Source organism: Streptomyces sp. NPDC101165 (assembly GCF_044768135.1).
Lineage (GTDB): Bacteria > Actinomycetota > Actinomycetes > Streptomycetales > Streptomycetaceae > Streptomyces.
The window spans coordinates 58,834-75,399 of the sequence record NZ_JBIWPG010000003.1; the positions used below are offsets into that span (position 1 = coordinate 58,834).

Sequence of the window (16,566 nt, forward strand, 5' to 3'; positions counted from 1 at the left end):
TTCGACGGCCCCGATGCCGCCATAGAGCTGCGTCGGCGGCACCTCCGAGACGCCCTTGTGTCCGAGGGAGCGGACCGGGACTCCGTCACTGCCGTGGCGGGCACTGCGGGCAGCGACATGGACGTCCCTGGCACCCACGGTCAAGCCGCGTCTTCACCTACGCCGACCGGGCACCCATGGCGGTGCGGCGGTCACAGCAGATGTCAGCGGCGGACGCGAAGTCACTGTGAACCGGGCGCCATCGGGGTCGCGTCAGTGAGTCCGGACCAAGGGATCGGGCGGCGTCTCCATCGAGACGAACTCGGTGCGGGCCTCGATGTCGTCGCGGCTTTGCAGCAGCACTTCGCGTTCCGCGTACTCGGCAGAGCAGCCGACACATCAACCCGTATCGGCGGAGGCACGGTCGGGAGGATTCGAGACCCAGGAGACGGCGTCGTCGAGTTCGTCGTATCCGAACCGCCGTACTTCGGCTTGAACGAAGTGGTTGGCGAAGTGAGGCGCGAGTTCGGCCACCTTGCTGTCGACGGCCAGGGCGATCTTCCTCACCCTGCGATGGTGGTCGCGGACGAAACGTATATGCCGGAGGAGGCTTCCGATGTTTTCCCATCCTGGGAAGTCACGGGCGTGCACCACGACACCGGCCAGTGTGTCGTGGGTTTCGAGCCAGCTGTCAGCGGTTTGGGCCAGCGTGTCGAAGTCCTGTGTGCGCAGGGGCTGTTCGACCTCCACCATGAGCACGTTGAGCTCGGGGAGGAGCCGGTGGGACACACCGGGCCCTTCGGGCAGTGAGGCGAGCCAGCGCAGGGCCTCTTCGCGATCCTGCACGTCGAAGACGCGTACTGGGCAGGGCATCAGGAAACTCGCGAGTCTGGTCGACTCCCGGATCCAGCGGATGTCGCTTACGACCGCGCATCCCTCGAACAGGCGCATCGCGCCGATCCCGACCTTGAGGTCCTCCCACCCGGCTGCTGGGGTGAACGACCGGAATTCCGGGCCGATCTCCGACAGTATCCGGATACGGCGGCCTTCTCTGCGTGCTTCGTCGACGAGTGGCTCGACAACCGCTTTGTAGTCGTCCTTCGACACTGTGCCGATCGCTTTGACGGCGTCGATTCCGGAGGGCACGTCCTGGGCTCTTTCAAGCATGGTGGTTCCTCTCCCGGCGCCGGTGCGATGTGGAGGCTGGCCCACGACGTGGACAGGCGAAAAAGCGGGGCTCCCCCTACCGTCCCATAACGGAGAAATCTTCGCGAACGCGTCCCACGGCAGCAAACAGGAACGCGAATCGAGAACAAGCGGCGCGAGGCAGCGGCGCGGCGGGGTCAGGTCCGTCCGTACAGCCGGTCGAGGTCGACGAGTACCACCTGCCCCTGCGCTTCGGCGGCGCGCAGGGCCGGGCTGAAACCGGCGCCGCTGTAGCAAGCCGGCCGGGTGTGGGTGACGTCCTCGCCGCGGTCGGAGAGGAGGCCGAGGAGCCTGTGAAGTCGCTCCACTTGGTCCACGTCCATGACCTCGTCCCACCGTGCCAGACCCACCGACAGCAGAGTCCCGTTGCGCACGCCGCCGTGGCCGCGAACCACCACTTCCGCCGCCACATCCGGACCGTCGGGGTGTGCCGCGTTGGCCACCGAGCCGTGGGCCGCCGACCTGGGGCGGCCACCGAAGGCGTCCGGGTCGCTGAAGTGGAGGGCCCAGTCGCGGCAGATCTGAGCGAAGTGGGACCGGGCCACCATGGAATCGAAGCCCGGACGGGCGTGCTTCCAGACCGTGACGGGGTCCTGCTGCGCCAGGGCCGACCGATGGGGTCGTACGGCCGCGTGTTCGAAGGCCAGCAGTGGCTCGGCGACGCGAAGCCTGATGAGGCTGGGCCGGAAAGCGTCGGCCTCGCTGTGCAGCAGCCCGTGCTCCCTGAGCAGCCCGAGGCAACGCGCGGTGTCGGTCAGAGGCGTGCCGAGGCAGTCCGCAACCTGCCCCTGGGTCGAGCACCCGGTGGCCACGGCGGAGAGAGCGGAGTGGCACAGGGCGCGGTCCTTGTGGTCGATCTCCTCTTGGAGCAGGTGGTACGCCTCGCGGAACAGGGGATTGCCGGGGTTGAGCACGCTCCTGGCCACCCAGGAGTCGAAGTCCTCCCGTCCGGCAGGTGCGTCGTCCTGGAGGTAGTCGTGCCGGTAGGCCGGGGTGCCGCCGACGACGGCGTGGACGAGCAGGGCGAGTCCAGGGTCGTCGATGCCCCAGAACCGCGCCGCTTGCCGATGGTCGAGCGGGTGCATGGTGAGGTGCAGACTGCTCAGTTCGTGTAGCGGGGAGGCTGCGCCGAAGAGCCGGTGCATGAGGGGCAGGGCGCTGCCGCTGAGCAGGAGGCGAGCCTGGCCGGGGCGGCCGCCGTCGTGGCGCCGGTAGGCGCTGTGGAGGATGGAGGGGAGCGAGGGACTCTGCCGCACCAGGTCGGGGAACTCGTCGATCACGATGGGTGTCGGACGTCGGTCTCCGAGTGCCAGGAGGGCGTCGACGGCATCTTCCCAGCCGTGCCAGTGAGGTGGGGGAGACGCCTTCGTGTATCGGGCGAGCTCGTCGGCGAGCTGGCTCAGCGACTCGGTCTGCGTCCCTTGCTGAGCCCCGAAGTAGAAGCCTCCCAGGGCGCCAGTGAGCGCCTCCAGCAGGTAGGTCTTGCCCTGTCGAAGCCGCCCGCTGACGACTCCGAGGCGGGCCTCGGGTCGGCCGTCACAGGCGAAAGCCGCGAGTTCCTGCCACTGGGCGTCCCGGTCGAAGACCTTGTGCGGCTTGACCGGGAGAGGGATGTCGGACGACGGCACGGCCATTCCCCTCGTTCGGCGCTGCTTCCGTTTCCAGTACACCGCCGGATGCCTGGCCTCGCGACACGCGATGGGTGCGCCGGTGCATGCCGGCTCTTTTCCCGAGGGCCGGCACGGGCCGTCCCATCCGCCCCCTGCGCCGGGAGTGTGCGGTCCCTGCTGTCACCCGTTGGTATCTGCTGTGAGGACCGCTGACTGCGATGCCGAGGGGGTGACCGGCGAGCACGCCGAGCTGCGCTCGTCCCTGCGGCGGCTCGCGGCCGAGCGTGGGTTGGCGCTCCGTATGGCGGACACGAGCTCGGCGACCTGCGAATCCGCGCTCCCGGCGGCGCCCGCTTCCCACTCGACCTGCGGATACCGGATCAAGACAGGGCGGTGGCGGCGGTGGCGAACGCCGATCTGATGTTCGCGGAGGCATCCGACTGGAACCGCCCCATTCGTTTCCGCGACGGTGTGGGCGGCCACGCCCCGGTGCGGGACATCGCCCGTGAGGCGGCCCGCTCGATGAGTGCCGCTCAGGCCTCGATCGGCGATGGCCGGGCGCTCCCGAGGGTTGGGATGGGAGAGCGCGGGGCAGGCGCATCCGCCCTTGACTCGGCAGGACCGCCCCGGTGTCACCCCACGAGAGCGGGGATGCCTACGCGGCCGTACTCGGGGCAGACGGCCTCGGTTCCGCCGGGCTGGCCACGGAACGGGCCAGGAATAGCACAGCCACAGTGAACGTTCTTACAAATGGAGGAGGACATGAGGCGCGAAGGGCAACGGAACGAGAAACCGTGCACCGCGCAATGAGGGTCCGCAAGAAGCGGGTGGTCCTCCTCCAGTTTTGTCTGTGGCATGTACCCCGAGGATCTCGGCGTGTCAATCGTCGAGCCTGCGTGCCATCGCGCGGACGATTCCAAGGCCGACTACCAACGGCATGCTCACCGTCAGCGTGGGACTGTGAAAGGGCCGAGGCCGAGCCCATCGAGATGAGGCAAGGTGCATGAGTCTGCGCCCGCAGGCAGAGCCTCGCTGCGCGGACGGTGATGCCGAGGAGGAGCTGGGCGATGAGACACCGCAGTGTGGGCGATCTGATGACGCCCACGGTCGTGAGCGTGCAGCCGGGTACACCCTTTACGGAGATCGCACACCTTCTCGACGAATACGGCATCACGGCTGTTCCGGTGGTCGACGACGAGGCCAGGCCGGTCGGGGTCGTATCCAGGGCGGACCTGCTCCGCAAGCAGACGTCCGCCGATGTCGGGAGCACCGCCCGCGATCTGATGACGAGTCCCGCCGTGGTCGCGGAGCCGGGGTGGAACGCGGTGCGTGCCGCGCGGACGATGGAGAGGCGCAGGGTGAAACGGCTGCCCGTTGTGGACGACGGCGGACGGATTATCGGGGTGATCAGCCGAAGCGACTTGGTACAGCTCTTCCTCCGCAGGGATCGTGCGATCGAGGAGGAGATCCTGGAGGACGTCGTTGTACGCACGCTCGGACTGACTCCCTCCGCGCTGACGGTCGAGGTCACCGACGGCAGGGTCACGCTGAGCGGCAGCGTGGAGCGCAGGAGCCTGGTCCCGGTCACGGTGCGGCTGTGCGAAGGCATCGACGGTGTGGTGCACGTGGTCAACCGGCTCGGCTTCGACCGGGACGACACGGCGCACGGGCCTGCTCCGCAGTGACCCCGAGCCTGCGCCGAGGAGAACCGGTCGCGGGCATCGGCGATGTCTGTGGCTGTTGCTCACCGGCGTGGAGGCGGCCACGGGCGGTCGTCGCTGCTCGTGCGGTGCGGACTTGACTCGGTCGGGGCGTCGCTCGGCGCGGCCTGCGACAGGCGGATTCGCGCCGGGAGGGCACCTGCCCCGGTTCCACCGGGGGCTATGCGCGCGGGCTCACAGAAGTCTTGTAACCGGCTGCCCCACCGGGGGTTTCCGCTCTCGCCGTGCTGATCGCGACGCGTTACCTGCCTGAACTCGGCGCCGGCGGGGCGGCCCAGCCGGTATGCGGTCGTCGGAGGGGGAAGCTCAAGTGCGTGGGCGAATGACCGCCAGGGGGCACTGGGAGAACTGCAGCAGATGGTGGCCGACGGAGCCGAGGGCCAGCCCGTGGAAACCGCCGAGCCCACGGGAGCCCACAACCAGGAGGTCGGCGCGGTCCGAGGCCCGGGCCAAAGCGATGACCGGCGATTCGTCGGGTACCTGCTCCACCACCTCGACACCGGGGTGCTCCTCGCGCAATGGCGCCAGCCATTCCTCCAGGGCCTGCAGGTGCTCCTTGGCCATGGCGTCCTGGGCCGCGCTGACGTACGCGTGCGGTTCCGGATGGCTCCAGGCATGCACTGCCTGCACCTCGGCGCCGCGCAGCGACGCCTGATCGAAGGCGTACGACAATGCGGCGCGGGAGTGCGCCGACCCGTCTGCGCCGACGACGATGCGGTCATGGCCCGTGGTGATGTGGTTGACGATCACCACCGGGCTGGAAGCGTGACCGACCACCTGCAGGGCGACCGAACCTAGCAGCAGGCTTCCGAATCCGCCCGTGCCCTTTGCACCGAGCACCACGGTGTGGGCGTGCTCAGCCTCGGCCAACAGTACTGCTGCCGGGTTACCCGAGGGGAGGTCGGACGTCACTTCCAGACTTGGATGGGCTTCCTGCACGATGGCGATGGCCTCGGCCACGACGCCCTGGTCCCAGTTGCGCGCCTCCTGCACGCGCCCCTCCTCGGTGGTCGCGTACGAGTGAGCAGGCGGCAGGACGTGGATGATGCGCAAAGGGCAGTGGCGCAGCGTTGCTTCGTGCGCGGCCCACACCAGGGCTCGCAGACTTCGCCCGGAGCCGTCGACTCCGACTACGATCGGATCAGTCATTGTCTCTCCCGGGTACGCAGACGTGGGTGTTCGCCGCCGCTGGACCTGCGGGGGCTCATTCAGTTCGCGACGGATCACGGCAAGCCGCTCCGGCGGATGCCGCACCTGTTCCGTGAATTCGTCCCGGTCGGGTGGCCCGGCGGTACGGCAGACGAAGGCGCATGGAGTCTGTTTCCGCACCAGCAGTTCACACACCACATGCACCTTCTCTTTCTGCTACTGCCATCCGTACACCCATGCCTGGCGCCGTGGCAGGGGCCTTCCGACCCCATCGGTGGTGCTGGTCGGGCACAACAGGACGAGGGATCGGGTTGGCATCCGGTAAGTCAAATGGGCGGTACCCCGAGGCCGGATGTTGCGGTTGGTCCGCTGTCTGTGGTGCTGTGCAGCAGGTGCGGGCGACCCTGCCCGGCTGCAGGCCGAAGTGCCCGTGCCGGCACTGAGCGCCGACGACGATCAGGTGGGCCTCGGCGTCTCTGACAGCACGAGCGTGCACGTCTCCCCGGGGCCGATGGTCACCGCCCGGTCGGCCAGCACCACGCGGATCGGTTTCTCCTCCGAGTCGGGCACGCCTATCTCCAACTGCCCGCTCCGACGCCGCACGCCGACGCCCCAGTGACCGCGGTAGCGCAGCGAGAAGCCGTACTCGGAGAGGGCAGGGAGCGGCACGGGGTCCAGCAGCAGCGCGTCCTCGCGTGGCTCCAGTCCCGTCAGGCCGCGCTGCACCAGGTCGAGGGTGCCGGCCATGGCGCCGAGGTGGATGCCCTCGCCGGTGGTGCCGCCCTGGATGTCGGCGATGTCGGCTTCCAGGGCCTCTTGGACGTACTGCCACGCCTCGGTTCGTCTGGCTCTGGCGAGGACCAGCCCGTGGACGAGTCCGCTGAGTGTGGAGCCGTGACTGGTGCGCCGCAGGTAGTAGTCGACGGTACTGCGCCAGACGTCGTCGTCCAGGTCGTACCCGAGACGCAGGAACAGCTGCCGCAGTTCGGCGGGCGAGAACAGGTAGCCGAGCATGAGGACGTCGCCCTGCTTGGACGCCTTGTAGCGGTTGACCGTGTCACCTTCGGCCTCGAGGATCCGGTCCAGTCGCCGGATGCTGCCGTAGCGCGTTCGATAGGCGTCCCAGTCGAGCTCGGCCAGGCCGTCGTAGCCCTCGAACTGGCTGATGACGCCCTGGTGGAACGGCACCCGCAATCGGCGGGAGATCTCCTCCCAGGTGGGGAGCTCACCACTGTCCAGCTGAACGCGTTCGAACAGTTCCTCGCGGCGCCATACGGGAAGGCGTCGCAGGAGGCCCAAGGTGCGGGTGAGGACCCAGGCTGCGGTGACGTTGGTGTACGCGTTGTCGTCCAGTCCCGGCGTGGCGGCGCCCGGGTAGCTGTCGTGATACTCGTCGGGGCCGACGACACCGCGGATCCGGTAGCGTCCCAGGTCGCGGTCGAAGACGGCGAGGCCGGCCCAGAAGCGGGCGATCTGCAGCAGCAACTCCGCGCCCTTGGTGTGCAGGTACTCCGTGTCACCGGTGGCTTGGCAGTACTGCCACACGTTGTAGGCGATCGCCGAGCCCACGTGATGCTGGAGCCGGGAGTGGTCGGGCAGCCAATGGCCCGAGTGGGGGTTGAGGTGCCACTCCTGGGTTTCCTCGCGGCCGTTGCTGCCGCTCTGCCAGGGATACATCGCCCCGGCCCGGCCGAGCGCGGCTGCCGCCCGGCAGGCCCGGGGCAGACGCCGGTACCGGTAGTTCAGCAGTCCTCGGGAGACCTCCGGGAAGTGCAGGTTGAGATACGGCAGGACGAATAGCTCGTCCCAGAAGACATGACCGCGATACGCCTCGCCGTGGAGTCCTCGCGCGGGGACGCCGACGTCCAGGTCAGCGCTGTGCGGTGACAGCGTCTGGAGGACGTGGAAGAGGTGGAAGCGCAGGATGCGACCGGCTTCGCCGGGCACCTGGATGTCCGCGCGTCGCCACAACCGCTCCCATGCGGCGACGTGGGAGGCCAGCAGGCCCGGGAAGGCCGCCGCTGTGGACACCCGCTCGACCGCTTCGTCGAGCGGGTCGCTGATCGCCATGTCGCGCGAGGTGTGCAGCGCCACGGTCTTGTCCACGGTGACGGGCCGATGGGGAGCGATCGGAACCACCAGGCTGTGGACGGCGCGGTGGCGGGCCGGGCGAAGCACCGATGACACCGGACCCCGGTCGGCTGCGACCGTCGTACGGGCGGCCAGGGCGACAGCGATGTCGGATGCGCTGGTCCGGCAGCCCAGCCAGACCGTGTCAGGCTCCCGCGCCCCCGTCCGCACATGGGTCACATGGCGGCGGTCGAGAGCCCGGTAGCGGTGCACGTTGCCGTTGATCACCTGCCCGTCGAGACAGGACTCGATCTCGATCTCTCCCGACCAGTCCTCGGGGGTGAAGACTGTCCGCAGCACAGCCAGATGAGGATCCTGCATGTGCACCAGGCGGGTCTGCTCGACGTCGAGCACGCCCGCCACGGCGCTGCGGTGACGGAAGGTACGGGTGAGCGTGGCACGGTGCAGATCCAGGATGTGCCGATGGTCCTGGAGTGCGTGTGTGTCGGGGGAGAACCACGAGCCCCACGCTCCCTCGTCGCGGCGCAGACGGAACCGTAGAAGCAGCCAGTTCGGGAGGTTGACCAGGTCCTCGTTCAGCACCTGCCGTCCCGCCACGGTCGACTCCAGGCGGTTGTAGCACCCGGCCACGTAGGTTCCCGGGTAATGCGTCAGGCCGGCCCGGCACTCGGGCACCGCGCCCCGTGTGGCGAAGTAGCCGTTTCCTAGCGTGCACAGCGATTCCCGCAATCGCTCGGCAGCGGGATCGTAGCCCGTCCAGTCCCACGTCCAGTCCGACATCCGCCGGTCTCACCTCACCTCTGGGGCCGTCGCGCGCCCAGGCCCACCGGTCCGGACTCAGATCGGCTGGGGGACGACGACGACCGGGCACTGCGAGTGGTGCAGCAGAGTGTGGGCGGTCCTGCCCAGCTGGAGACCGACGTGACCGTGGCGACGCACAGCGCCGACGACGACCAGATCGGCCTCGGTCGATTCCTCCAGCAGAACACGGTGGGCGGGGCCTTCGACCGGCTTCCGGTGGACATCGACCCGAGGGTGCTCCCGAACCGCCTCGCGGAGTGCCTCGGCGAGACCGGTCGATGCCCGCTCCTCACGCAGCCGGGCGGCGTCGTCCGCGATCATCATGTGGTCCACGGGCTCTTGAGCCGGGCTGCGCCACGCCCGGACGGCCGTCAGGGCGCAGTCACGCGCCTCGGCCTCGCGGACGGCGAACCGTACGGCGCCCGTGCCGGTGCTCGGATCCCCGACCCCCACCACGACCCGGCCGACGGTCCCGCGGCGGTTCCGTTCCGCGCCTCGGACCACGACGACCGGGCAAGTGGCGCGGGCCGCCACTGCGAGGCCGACCGAGCCCAACAGCAGCCCGGCGATCTCGCCACGCCCACGGGAGCCGGTGACCAGGGCGAACGATTCGGGCCCCGCACGCAGCAACACGGACACGGCGTCGTCGGGCAGTACCTCGCCCGATGCCTTCACCTCGGGATTGCGCAGCCGGGCACGCTCGGTGCAGGAGGCGATGATGTGCTGCGCCATGACCTTCTCGGCAGGCCGGCCTGTGCTCAGGGACGGCCGGGCTCCTTCGTAACGCTCCCAGAGGGAGGCGTGCACCAGACGCAGTGGCAGCCCGTGCAGTGCCGCTTCGTCCACCGCCCAGTCGACCGCCAGCAGACTGGAGTCCGACCCGTCGACGCCCACGACCAGCGGGAGTTCCATCGTCGTCACCGCCTCTTTCGTCCGGCCGCCGAAAGACTCACCTGTCACTACCGTCGCACCGTCCGACACCAGCCGCACGGTCGAAGCCGTCCCGCCCGCAGGTCCCTGAAGGATCACGACCTGGCTGACGCCCCGCACATCGTGAGTGATGTGGTGACCCATTCCGTGGTGGCCGTCGGGCGCGATGCGCGGTTCAAGGAGATCGTGCGGGTCATGGAGCAGCAGCAGGTCAGTGCTGTGCCGGTCGTGGATGGCGACGGGCGTGTGGTCGGTGTCGTCTCGGAGGCCGATCTGCTGTCCAAGGAGGAGATCCGGGATGACGCACCCACCCACCGTGGCCGGATCCGGCGCCGGTCCGCCCCGGCCAAGGCCGAGGCGCTGACTGCCGAGGGGCTCATGAGCACGCCTGCCGTTACGGTCCGCCCCGACGTCACGTCGGCCCAGGCAGCCCGGATCATGGCAAAGAAGCGCGTCAAACGGCTGCCCGTGGTCGATGAAGAGGAAAGGCTTTCGGGCATTGTCAGCCGAGGCGACCTGCTGAAGGTCTTCCTGCGGTCGGACGAGGACATCGAGGAGGAAGTCCGCCGCACCGTGCTCTCCTACCTCTTCCCCACCGTCGGCCACAGCGATCCACGTGTCCGTGCAGGACGGGGTCGTCACGCTCCGCGGCCGCGTCCCCGGCACCTCGCTCATCCGGGTCGCCGAGCGCCTGGTCCGTGCTCTGGAGGGCATGGGGCCGTCGAGGCACGGCTCAGTGGCGACGGTGGTTCCGGGCTGTCCGTGCTCGAGATGGCGGATGTGCGCGTCGGGCCCGGGGAAGACGAGCGTCACCTCGTCGGTGTCCGACCAGCGCACGTCGTACGGCGGGGACCCGCCCGCGTGGTGGCGCCCGACGATCTCGCCGTCGCGCTTGGCGCCGCCAGTCGCCGGACTTTCGATGACGAGTGGTGGCCGAGGTGAGTTCGCATGATCGCCGCCCACTGCTCAGAATGGTGCTGTATTCCAACCTGCCGCGCGGGACACACCGCCGTATGGGACGAGAGCCCGTATCCGGGAGGCGACATGCACCACCGAACAGTCGAGGAGCTCATGACCCGGGACGTCGTCCGGGCACGGCGTGACACGCCGTTCAAGGAGCTCGTCAGGCTGCTGGCGGAGAACGACGTCACCGTCGTACCCGTGGTGGACGAACTGGAGCGCCCCATCGGTGTGGTCTTCGAGGCCGACCTGCTGCGCAAGAGCGCAGACCAGGCGGACCCGTCAGGCAGGGCCGCGGTACCGAACCTGGAGGCCTGGGAGCGGGCCAAGGCCGAGGGCTCCCGCGCCGAGGAACTGATGTCGGCCCCTGCGGTGTGCGCGCGTCCGGAGTGGAACGTGGTCGAGGCCGCGCGGCTCATGGAGGCCCAGCACGTCAAGCGGCTACCGGTGGTGGACGAGGCGGACCGGCTGCTGGGCATCGTCATCCGTGGCGATCTGCTGCGGATCTTCCTGCGCCGCGACGACGCCATCCGCGAGGAGATCACCAGGGAGCTGCTGCGGCGCACGATGGGGCTCGATCCCTCGGAAGTGACGGTCGAGGTCCGGGACGGTCAGGTCGATCTGGGCGGCACCGTGGAGTTCCGGAGCCTGATTCCCGTCATCGAGCAGCTGTGCCGCGGTGTCGACGGCGTGGTTTCGGTTGCCGGCCACATCGGGTACCGGACGGACGACGACCGCCGTTCCTGATGGCCCCTCTTGAATGCCCGCTCTCACAGGGGCCGTCCGGCAGGCTCACGGGTGCTCGGCCGGAGCCCGCCCATGCCCTGGATGTCGTGTCCGGCAGCGTCCAGCAGCTGATGGCGAGTTCGTGCAGGGCCCGGCCCGCCGCGAGTTCGTCGCCGATCTCCGGCACGTTCGTGTCCGCCGGATGGCAGTGCGCCGTGCCGCGGCGCCCGTCTCCAGGACCACGTGTGCGGCCTCCCCCTGCGCGTACCTTCGCCGGTTCAGCGCGACGCCCACGGTTGCTCGAGCCGCGTAGGCCCCGGCGACCACACCGAGTGCCGCCCTATCGCCCACGAACGAGCCGTCGGCCTTCGCGCCGGCCGTGTTCATCGGGGGACCGGTGACGGTCCCGTCCCGGTCCACCCACACCCGCACGATCGTGCCCTTTGGGCGTACCCGGCTCCACGAGGGTGGTTCCCGCGCGCACGATGCCGCTCCGTTCGGTCCAGCGGATCTGCGCCGGCTGTTGCGACACACGGTTGTTGTTGCCCGGCATGTCGGACGTCAGCCGGGCGGTGACCGTGTGTCGTTTCACGGCCTGGGCATGCACCGTGCGCATGGACGACTCGTACGCGGTCAGGCCCGCGCTGCGCGCGGCCACCGGCAGTCCGAGGACGGGGAGCGGCATCAGTACTCGGCGGAACCAGAATGCGACCGTGTCGGACGTGTGCCTCAGCGGGTTCACCCCGTGTGAGGTAGGGATGGACCGGACGCGGACGGCGAACCGCGTGCGCTCATGACACGGCCTCCAGCACGTTGCCGGTCGGTTCCCCCACCGCGTCCACGATCGAACACCCGTGGGCTTCGGTCACGGGGCCGCAAGTCCCTGGGGACCGGCGTCCGGCCCCGAGGGGGCGGCAGCCGACCGACCGGCTCGGCCGGCGGCGGTCATATGTGAGGCACGACCGCGGTGGGACAAGGTGCGTGATGCAGCAGCGCATGATTGATCAGGCCCAGTTGCAGGCCCCGGTGGACAAGGCGCGGGCGGGCGCCGACGATCAGAAGGTCCGCTCCCGAGGCCGCTGCCAGCAGCGCCTGGCGCGCCGGTGCCTCGATCAGTCGCCGCTCGACCAGGGCGTCGCCGTGGCGCTCCGTGAGGTCGCGCAGGGCGTCGTCGAGCACCTGGGCAGGTGGGCGGACGTGCGCCTCCAGCGGCCACGACGGGTCTTGAGCTGCACCGAAAGCACCGGACGGTGCACTCCAGGCGTGGACTGCCGCCAGCCGGCAGCGTCGCGCGTGGGCCTCGCGGAACGCGAACTCCAGGGCCGTGCCGCTGCTCTCCTCGTCCTCGACGCCGACGACGATGGTCCCGAACCGCCCGTCCCTGTGAGCCACTTCGCCGCGGATCACGACGACCGGGCAGTCGGATCGCGCGGCCACGGCGAGACTGACCGACCCCAGGAGCATGTCGTCGAGGTCTCCGAATCCTCTGGACCCGAGTACCAGCGCTAAGGCGTTGCGCCCCTTGTCGATCAGGGCGGAGGCCGCGTTCTCGTGCGACACCTCGCTCGACAGCCGCACCGTGGGAGCGATCTTCCTTGCCCGTTCCGATGCCGCGGTGATCACGTCCGACGGTTCGTGGTTCCCGGACGCCGCGTGCAGGATGTGGAGCGGCACCCCGTGCCGGACCGCCTCGTCGGCGGCCCAGTCGACCGCCTCCAGGCTCGCCTCGGATCCGTCGACGCCGACCACTACGGGAATCGTCACCGTCGCTGTCTCCTCTCATGCCGGACCCCACGGCTCAGGCCCTTCCTCCACCGGTCCACATGCGTCGCGGAGGGGGCTGGGGCGATCCTCGAATGAGAGGACGCACCCCCAACGGCGTATGAACCATGTCCTGACCGGTCACTCGATCGAACTCGTCCACCGTCATGTCCAGCTTCTTACGAGACGGAGGCTGCTGCCATGCAACCAGCCGTCACTGTGGGCCTCGACGGTTCACCCGAGAGCCTCGCCGCTGCCCGCTGGGCCGCCGACGAGGCCGAGAAGCGCAGGCTCACAAGAACATGACGATCAGCCCCGGTCAGGTGGACAGGTCCTCCACACCGTGGCTGCTGGATCTGATGAGGTTCGGGCACCTGCCCGTCTCCTCCTTGGTCACCCACACCCTCGGGCTCGACCGGATGGAGGACGCCTACGAGCTGTTCGCACGCGGCCCCACCACGGGGGCCGCCGTGAGTGACCCCCGATCGGCGAGAGTGTGAACGGGTATCGAGTTCGGGTCTCTGCAGCAGTCGGTCGACCCTCGTCAGGCAGCGCGCCCCCACGGCACCGTCCGTGGCCCGGTGGTCGCCTGCCAGGGTCGCGATGGATGACACCGAACACGGTCTCCATACCCTGGTCGCCCAGGGCGTCGGCACCGTGGACGACCGGCGCGAGCAGTCCGCCCTGCCGGAGCGACATCGCGATCCCCGGGTTGACCGCGGACCCGGGGACGAACGGCGCCCCGCAGGTGCGCACTCGCCCGCTCCGACTCGTGCCGTCCGGCGCGTGCATGCACGGTCGCGCGCACGGCTTCGCCGTCCCCCTCGTTCCCCGTCGGCCCACCGCAGCACCACCCTTCACGATGGTCCGGCAGACAGCGCCGAGGAGGGGGTGGCAGCCGTGCGGGAGACAGCGGCGAGGCGGCCGGGCCGGAACCGGGCCTCGATGTCTGCCCTTACGTTGGCCGTCAGCTCCTCCAGGGCCCGGGAGATGACGGGATGGACCGACTCGGGGTCGTGGAGCCGGCGCGCCGAGCCGGGCAGTGCGGTGACGTCCTCGCGGAATCGGTCGCGGGCGGCCTGCCAGCTGTCCGGCGGCCCCGTCCGGTGGCCGTCGCGCATCACCGTGCGCAACAGGGGCCGTGCCGCGTCCGGCGTTTCCTCGCGCCACAGGGCGATGACGTCCGGTTTCCCGGCGCGTCGGTGGACCTGCTTGCGGCCGGGGGCCGTGACCTTGGCCGATGACAGCTTCATCACGGGGCGGCCGTCGTACTCGACGAGCTTGTACGCGGCGTCCAGGTACGGGGCATCCGCGGCCACGCCCACCCGCGTCCCCACGGCGTACACGTCGATCGGGGCACCGGTGCGGACCAGCCGGGCGACGCTGTACTCGTCGAGTCCGCCGCTGGCGACGATCCGTACGTCGGCCAGCCCTGCGGCGTCGAGAAGGGCGCGTGCGCGGCGCGAGAGCGCGTCGAGGTCTCCGCTGTCCAGCCGGATCGCACAGCCAGGGCCGCGCCCCAGGTCCCTCAGCACCCGTGCCGCGATCCGCACGCCCTCCTCGGTCTCGTAGGTGTCGACAAGGAAGGTGACCGGGCCGGGATGACTGCGGGCGAAGGCCCGGAACGCCTCTTCCTCGCCGGCGAAGGCCTCGATGTACGAGTGCGCCATGGTGCCGGAGGCCGGGATGCCCAGGGCGGTGGCGGCGGCGACGTTGCTGGTGCCGGCGAAGCCCACCAGGGCGCCCAGTCGGGCCGCCTGCCTGCCGGCCCACGGGCCGTGGGTGCGACGCAGCGAGAAGTCCACCACGGGGCGTCCGGCGGCGGCCAGGACGCACCGGGCGGCCTTGGACGCCACCACCGTCTGGTGGCAGAGCTGGTTGAGCAGGTATGTCTCGACGAGCTGAGCCTGCGGCAGCGGGGCGGTCACCTCCAGCAGTGGCTCACCGGAGAACACCACATGGCCCTCCGGGACGGCGCGCACCTCGCCTTGGAAGGCGAGGCCGAGGAGCGGTTCGAGCTCCCGTACCGGACGGTGCAGCGCGGCTGCGAACTCCTCGACGTCCTCCTGCTCCACACGGTAGTCGGCCAGGAAGTCCAGAGCCGGCTCCAGTCCCGCGGCGACCAGGAAGCCCCGGCCGGGCGGGAGGTCGCGGACGAAGAGGCTGAAGGTGGCCGGAGCCCGCATGTCCTCCCGGAGGTAGGACATGGCCATGGTCACTTCGTAGAGATCGGTGGTGGTGACGTCGGACATGGTGATCGCCGCCGGTCGTGGTCGTTCCTCATGCACCAGTCTGAACGCTCATGCCCGGAAGGAAAGGGACTTCAGGGACCCCTGACATGGGCTGTTCGGCCTCAGCGCTGCGGGGCCGTGCACGCTGGACTGGACGTGTCGGCAGGCTGGACAACAGCCGAGGAGGTACGGCGATGGCCACACTGACACGCAGGCAGAGGATCGCGTTCCCGAGATGCCGGACTGGTTCGAGAGCCTTCCGGCGCGGTTCGCGATGCCCACGATGGGCGACCTGTACACGGTCCGCATCGAGGACTACACGGAGAACGACCGCTATGTGATGCGGGCCGAGCTTCCCGGCATGGTCCCCGAGGACATCGACGTCTCCATCGGTGACGGGGTGCTCACCGTCCAGGCCGAACGCACCGAGAAGGACATCACGAAGGAACACAGCGAGATCCGTTACGGCGCGATGAGCCGCAGCGTCACGCTGCCGCCGGGCGCCGACGAGGACGACATCACGGCCGAGTACAGCGACGGCATGCTCACCGTCAGCATCGGCCTGGGCGCCGAGAAGCCGGAGGCCAAGCACGTCGAGATCAAGCACCGCAACTGACGGCATCTGACCGAATGTGGCGGGCACCGGCACGGGCCCGCCACCGTCGAGTGCCTCTCGGGACGCCCTCACCGGGCAGCGTGGCAGGCAGCCCAGCGGCGTCGCACCGCATCCCCGCGTTCGGCCTCCTCCAACGGCGGCTCCATCGCCGACAGTTCCCGCTGCAGCCGGGGGATCCAGTGCCGGCGCAGGGCGCGCACCCGCTGCCGGGTTCGTGCGGCTTTGGCGGCGAGCAGTTCGGCGGCTGCCTGGCGACCGGCGTGCTCCGCGGCGGCGCACACCGCGGCACGGTAGGTCGTCTCGGCGCACGCGAGCGTGGTGTTGGGCGGTTCGGCCCGCGCATGTGCGGCGGTCAGAGCGGCGCCGTGACAAGGAGTCCGCACAGGAGACGGCCGGACAGCCGTATGTGGGCGAGATCGCGGTCCAGGCTCCACAGCCGCCGGACGAAGCGTTCCGTGTGCGCGGTGACCGGCTCCGTACGGTGGCCGCCCGGCGGGGACACTGCGCCGATCACCGTGACGGAGCCGGTCGCACCGCCGAGGGTGCGTACCGCAGCGGCCCGCTCGTAGAACGCGGCCAGTTGGGAGACGAACTCGCGCAGCGCCTCCGCCCATCCGAACAGCACCGTCACACTGTCGTGACATCGCCGTCTTCGAGTGTCCAGGAAGCCCGCAACGGCCGCGATCACGGTCCGCCCGCCGCCCCGCGCGCAGGGCTCACAGGAGACCTGGACCGGGGACGTGAACTTCCTGAGCCTTCGCAGTGCGCGAGCCGGTGGCGGAGTA

General features: G+C 69.8%; 14 protein-coding genes and 3 pseudogenes. 6 read left to right on the plus strand and 11 right to left on the minus strand.

Annotation, left to right across the window (positions count from 1 at the left end; genetic code table 11):
• Positions 1 to 378: 378 nt before the first annotated feature.
• Positions 379 to 1,146: an STAS/SEC14 domain-containing protein gene (locus tag ACIRVH_RS06875; protein ID WP_403948898.1), complete on the minus strand. Its 768-nt coding sequence runs from the start codon at positions 1,144 to 1,146 to the stop codon at positions 379 to 381.
• Between the two features lie 176 nt (positions 1,147 to 1,322).
• Positions 1,323 to 2,819 carry an ATP-binding protein gene (locus ACIRVH_RS06880; protein ID WP_403948901.1) on the minus strand — a complete coding sequence of 499 codons (1,497 nt, stop codon included), beginning with the start codon at positions 2,817 to 2,819 and terminating at the stop codon, positions 1,323 to 1,325.
• Between the two features lie 1,043 nt (positions 2,820 to 3,862).
• On the opposite strand from ACIRVH_RS06880, the gene ACIRVH_RS06885 reads away from it, so the two are divergent.
• Positions 3,863 to 4,480 carry a CBS domain-containing protein gene (locus ACIRVH_RS06885; protein ID WP_403948903.1) on the plus strand — a complete coding sequence of 206 codons (618 nt, stop codon included), beginning with the start codon at positions 3,863 to 3,865 and terminating at the stop codon, positions 4,478 to 4,480.
• A 342-nt stretch (positions 4,481 to 4,822) separates the two neighbouring features.
• On the opposite strand, the gene ACIRVH_RS06890 is transcribed toward ACIRVH_RS06885, so the two are convergent.
• From ACIRVH_RS06890 to ACIRVH_RS06900, 3 genes are all read right to left on the minus strand, one after another.
• Positions 4,823 to 5,665: a universal stress protein gene (locus ACIRVH_RS06890; protein WP_403948906.1), complete on the minus strand. Its 843-nt coding sequence runs from the start codon at positions 5,663 to 5,665 to the stop codon at positions 4,823 to 4,825.
• A gap of 456 nt (positions 5,666 to 6,121) precedes the next feature.
• Complete coding sequence (locus ACIRVH_RS06895) at positions 6,122 to 8,536, minus strand: glycoside hydrolase family 65 protein (RefSeq protein ID WP_403948908.1); 2,415 nt, start codon at positions 8,534 to 8,536, stop codon at positions 6,122 to 6,124.
• 57 nt (positions 8,537 to 8,593) lie between these two features.
• Positions 8,594 to 9,469: a universal stress protein gene (locus ACIRVH_RS06900; RefSeq protein ID WP_403948910.1), complete on the minus strand. Its 876-nt coding sequence runs from the start codon at positions 9,467 to 9,469 to the stop codon at positions 8,594 to 8,596.
• A 120-nt stretch (positions 9,470 to 9,589) separates the two neighbouring features.
• On the opposite strand from ACIRVH_RS06900, the pseudogene ACIRVH_RS06905 reads away from it, so the two are divergent.
• Positions 9,590 to 10,202 (plus strand): annotated as a pseudogene (locus ACIRVH_RS06905) (CBS domain-containing protein); the annotation flags it as partial.
• Between the two features lie 122 nt (positions 10,203 to 10,324).
• On the opposite strand, the pseudogene ACIRVH_RS06910 reads toward ACIRVH_RS06905, so the two are convergent.
• Positions 10,325 to 10,450: pseudogene (locus tag ACIRVH_RS06910) on the minus strand (DUF1918 domain-containing protein); the annotation flags it as partial.
• Between the two features lie 81 nt (positions 10,451 to 10,531).
• On the opposite strand from ACIRVH_RS06910, the gene ACIRVH_RS06915 reads away from it, so the two are divergent.
• A complete protein-coding gene (locus ACIRVH_RS06915; protein ID WP_403948913.1) occupies positions 10,532 to 11,194 on the plus strand; it encodes a CBS domain-containing protein in 663 nt (220 codons plus the stop codon).
• On the opposite strand, the gene ACIRVH_RS06920 is transcribed toward ACIRVH_RS06915, so the two are convergent.
• A complete protein-coding gene (locus ACIRVH_RS06920; RefSeq protein WP_403948916.1) occupies positions 11,106 to 11,360 on the minus strand; it encodes a hypothetical protein in 255 nt (84 codons plus the stop codon). The genes ACIRVH_RS06915 and ACIRVH_RS06920 overlap by 89 nt on opposite strands.
• Before the next feature lie 758 nt (positions 11,361 to 12,118).
• Positions 12,119 to 12,937: a universal stress protein gene (locus ACIRVH_RS06925; RefSeq protein ID WP_403948918.1), complete on the minus strand. Its 819-nt coding sequence runs from the start codon at positions 12,935 to 12,937 to the stop codon at positions 12,119 to 12,121.
• Positions 12,938 to 13,135: 198 nt separating this feature from the next.
• Here ACIRVH_RS06925 and ACIRVH_RS06930 point away from each other — a divergent pair.
• Both ACIRVH_RS06930 and ACIRVH_RS06935 read left to right on the plus strand, forming a co-directional pair.
• A pseudogene (locus ACIRVH_RS06930) lies at positions 13,136 to 13,231 on the plus strand (universal stress protein); the annotation flags it as partial.
• A 5-nt stretch (positions 13,232 to 13,236) separates the two neighbouring features.
• On the plus strand, positions 13,237 to 13,434 hold the full coding sequence (locus ACIRVH_RS06935; RefSeq protein WP_403948920.1) for a hypothetical protein: 198 nt from the start codon (positions 13,237 to 13,239) through the stop codon (positions 13,432 to 13,434).
• A 357-nt stretch (positions 13,435 to 13,791) separates the two neighbouring features.
• Here ACIRVH_RS06935 and ACIRVH_RS06940 read toward each other — a convergent pair whose 3' ends face one another.
• Entirely contained in the window at positions 13,792 to 15,186 is a 1,395-nt protein-coding gene (locus ACIRVH_RS06940) for a nicotinate phosphoribosyltransferase (RefSeq protein ID WP_403948922.1), read from the minus strand.
• A gap of 214 nt (positions 15,187 to 15,400) precedes the next feature.
• Here ACIRVH_RS06940 and ACIRVH_RS06945 point away from each other — a divergent pair, with 214 nt between their 5' ends.
• Positions 15,401 to 15,781 carry an Hsp20/alpha crystallin family protein gene (locus ACIRVH_RS06945; protein ID WP_403948925.1) on the plus strand — a complete coding sequence of 127 codons (381 nt, stop codon included), beginning with the start codon at positions 15,401 to 15,403 and terminating at the stop codon, positions 15,779 to 15,781.
• Between the two features lie 68 nt (positions 15,782 to 15,849).
• Here ACIRVH_RS06945 and ACIRVH_RS06950 read toward each other — a convergent pair whose 3' ends face one another.
• Both ACIRVH_RS06950 and ACIRVH_RS06955 read right to left on the minus strand, forming a co-directional pair.
• Entirely contained in the window at positions 15,850 to 16,062 is a 213-nt protein-coding gene (locus ACIRVH_RS06950) for a V-type ATP synthase subunit D (protein WP_403948928.1), read from the minus strand.
• Positions 16,063 to 16,133: 71 nt separating this feature from the next.
• A complete protein-coding gene (locus tag ACIRVH_RS06955; protein WP_403948930.1) occupies positions 16,134 to 16,406 on the minus strand; it encodes a hypothetical protein in 273 nt (90 codons plus the stop codon).
• Positions 16,407 to 16,566 lie beyond the last annotated feature (160 nt).

Excerpts from the sequence above, each read along its gene's own strand:
- ACIRVH_RS06885 (WP_403948903.1), top strand. The coding sequence starts at position 3,863 with ATGAGACACCGCAGTGTGGGCGATCTGATGACGCCCACGGTCGTGAGC.
- ACIRVH_RS06890 (WP_403948906.1), bottom strand. The coding sequence starts at position 5,665 with ATGACTGATCCGATCGTAGTCGGAGTCGACGGCTCCGGGCGAAGTCTG.
- ACIRVH_RS06880 (WP_403948901.1), bottom strand. The coding sequence starts at position 2,819 with ATGGCCGTGCCGTCGTCCGACATCCCTCTCCCGGTCAAGCCGCACAAG.
- ACIRVH_RS06935 (WP_403948920.1), top strand. The coding sequence starts at position 13,237 with ATGACGATCAGCCCCGGTCAGGTGGACAGGTCCTCCACACCGTGGCTG.
- ACIRVH_RS06900 (WP_403948910.1), bottom strand. The coding sequence starts at position 9,469 with ATGGAACTCCCGCTGGTCGTGGGCGTCGACGGGTCGGACTCCAGTCTG.
- ACIRVH_RS06895 (WP_403948908.1), bottom strand. The coding sequence starts at position 8,536 with ATGTCGGACTGGACGTGGGACTGGACGGGCTACGATCCCGCTGCCGAG.
- ACIRVH_RS06915 (WP_403948913.1), top strand. The coding sequence starts at position 10,532 with ATGCACCACCGAACAGTCGAGGAGCTCATGACCCGGGACGTCGTCCGG.
- ACIRVH_RS06875 (WP_403948898.1), bottom strand. The coding sequence starts at position 1,146 with ATGCTTGAAAGAGCCCAGGACGTGCCCTCCGGAATCGACGCCGTCAAA.
- ACIRVH_RS06940 (WP_403948922.1), bottom strand. The coding sequence starts at position 15,186 with ATGTCCGACGTCACCACCACCGATCTCTACGAAGTGACCATGGCCATG.
- ACIRVH_RS06945 (WP_403948925.1), top strand. The coding sequence starts at position 15,401 with ATGCCGGACTGGTTCGAGAGCCTTCCGGCGCGGTTCGCGATGCCCACG.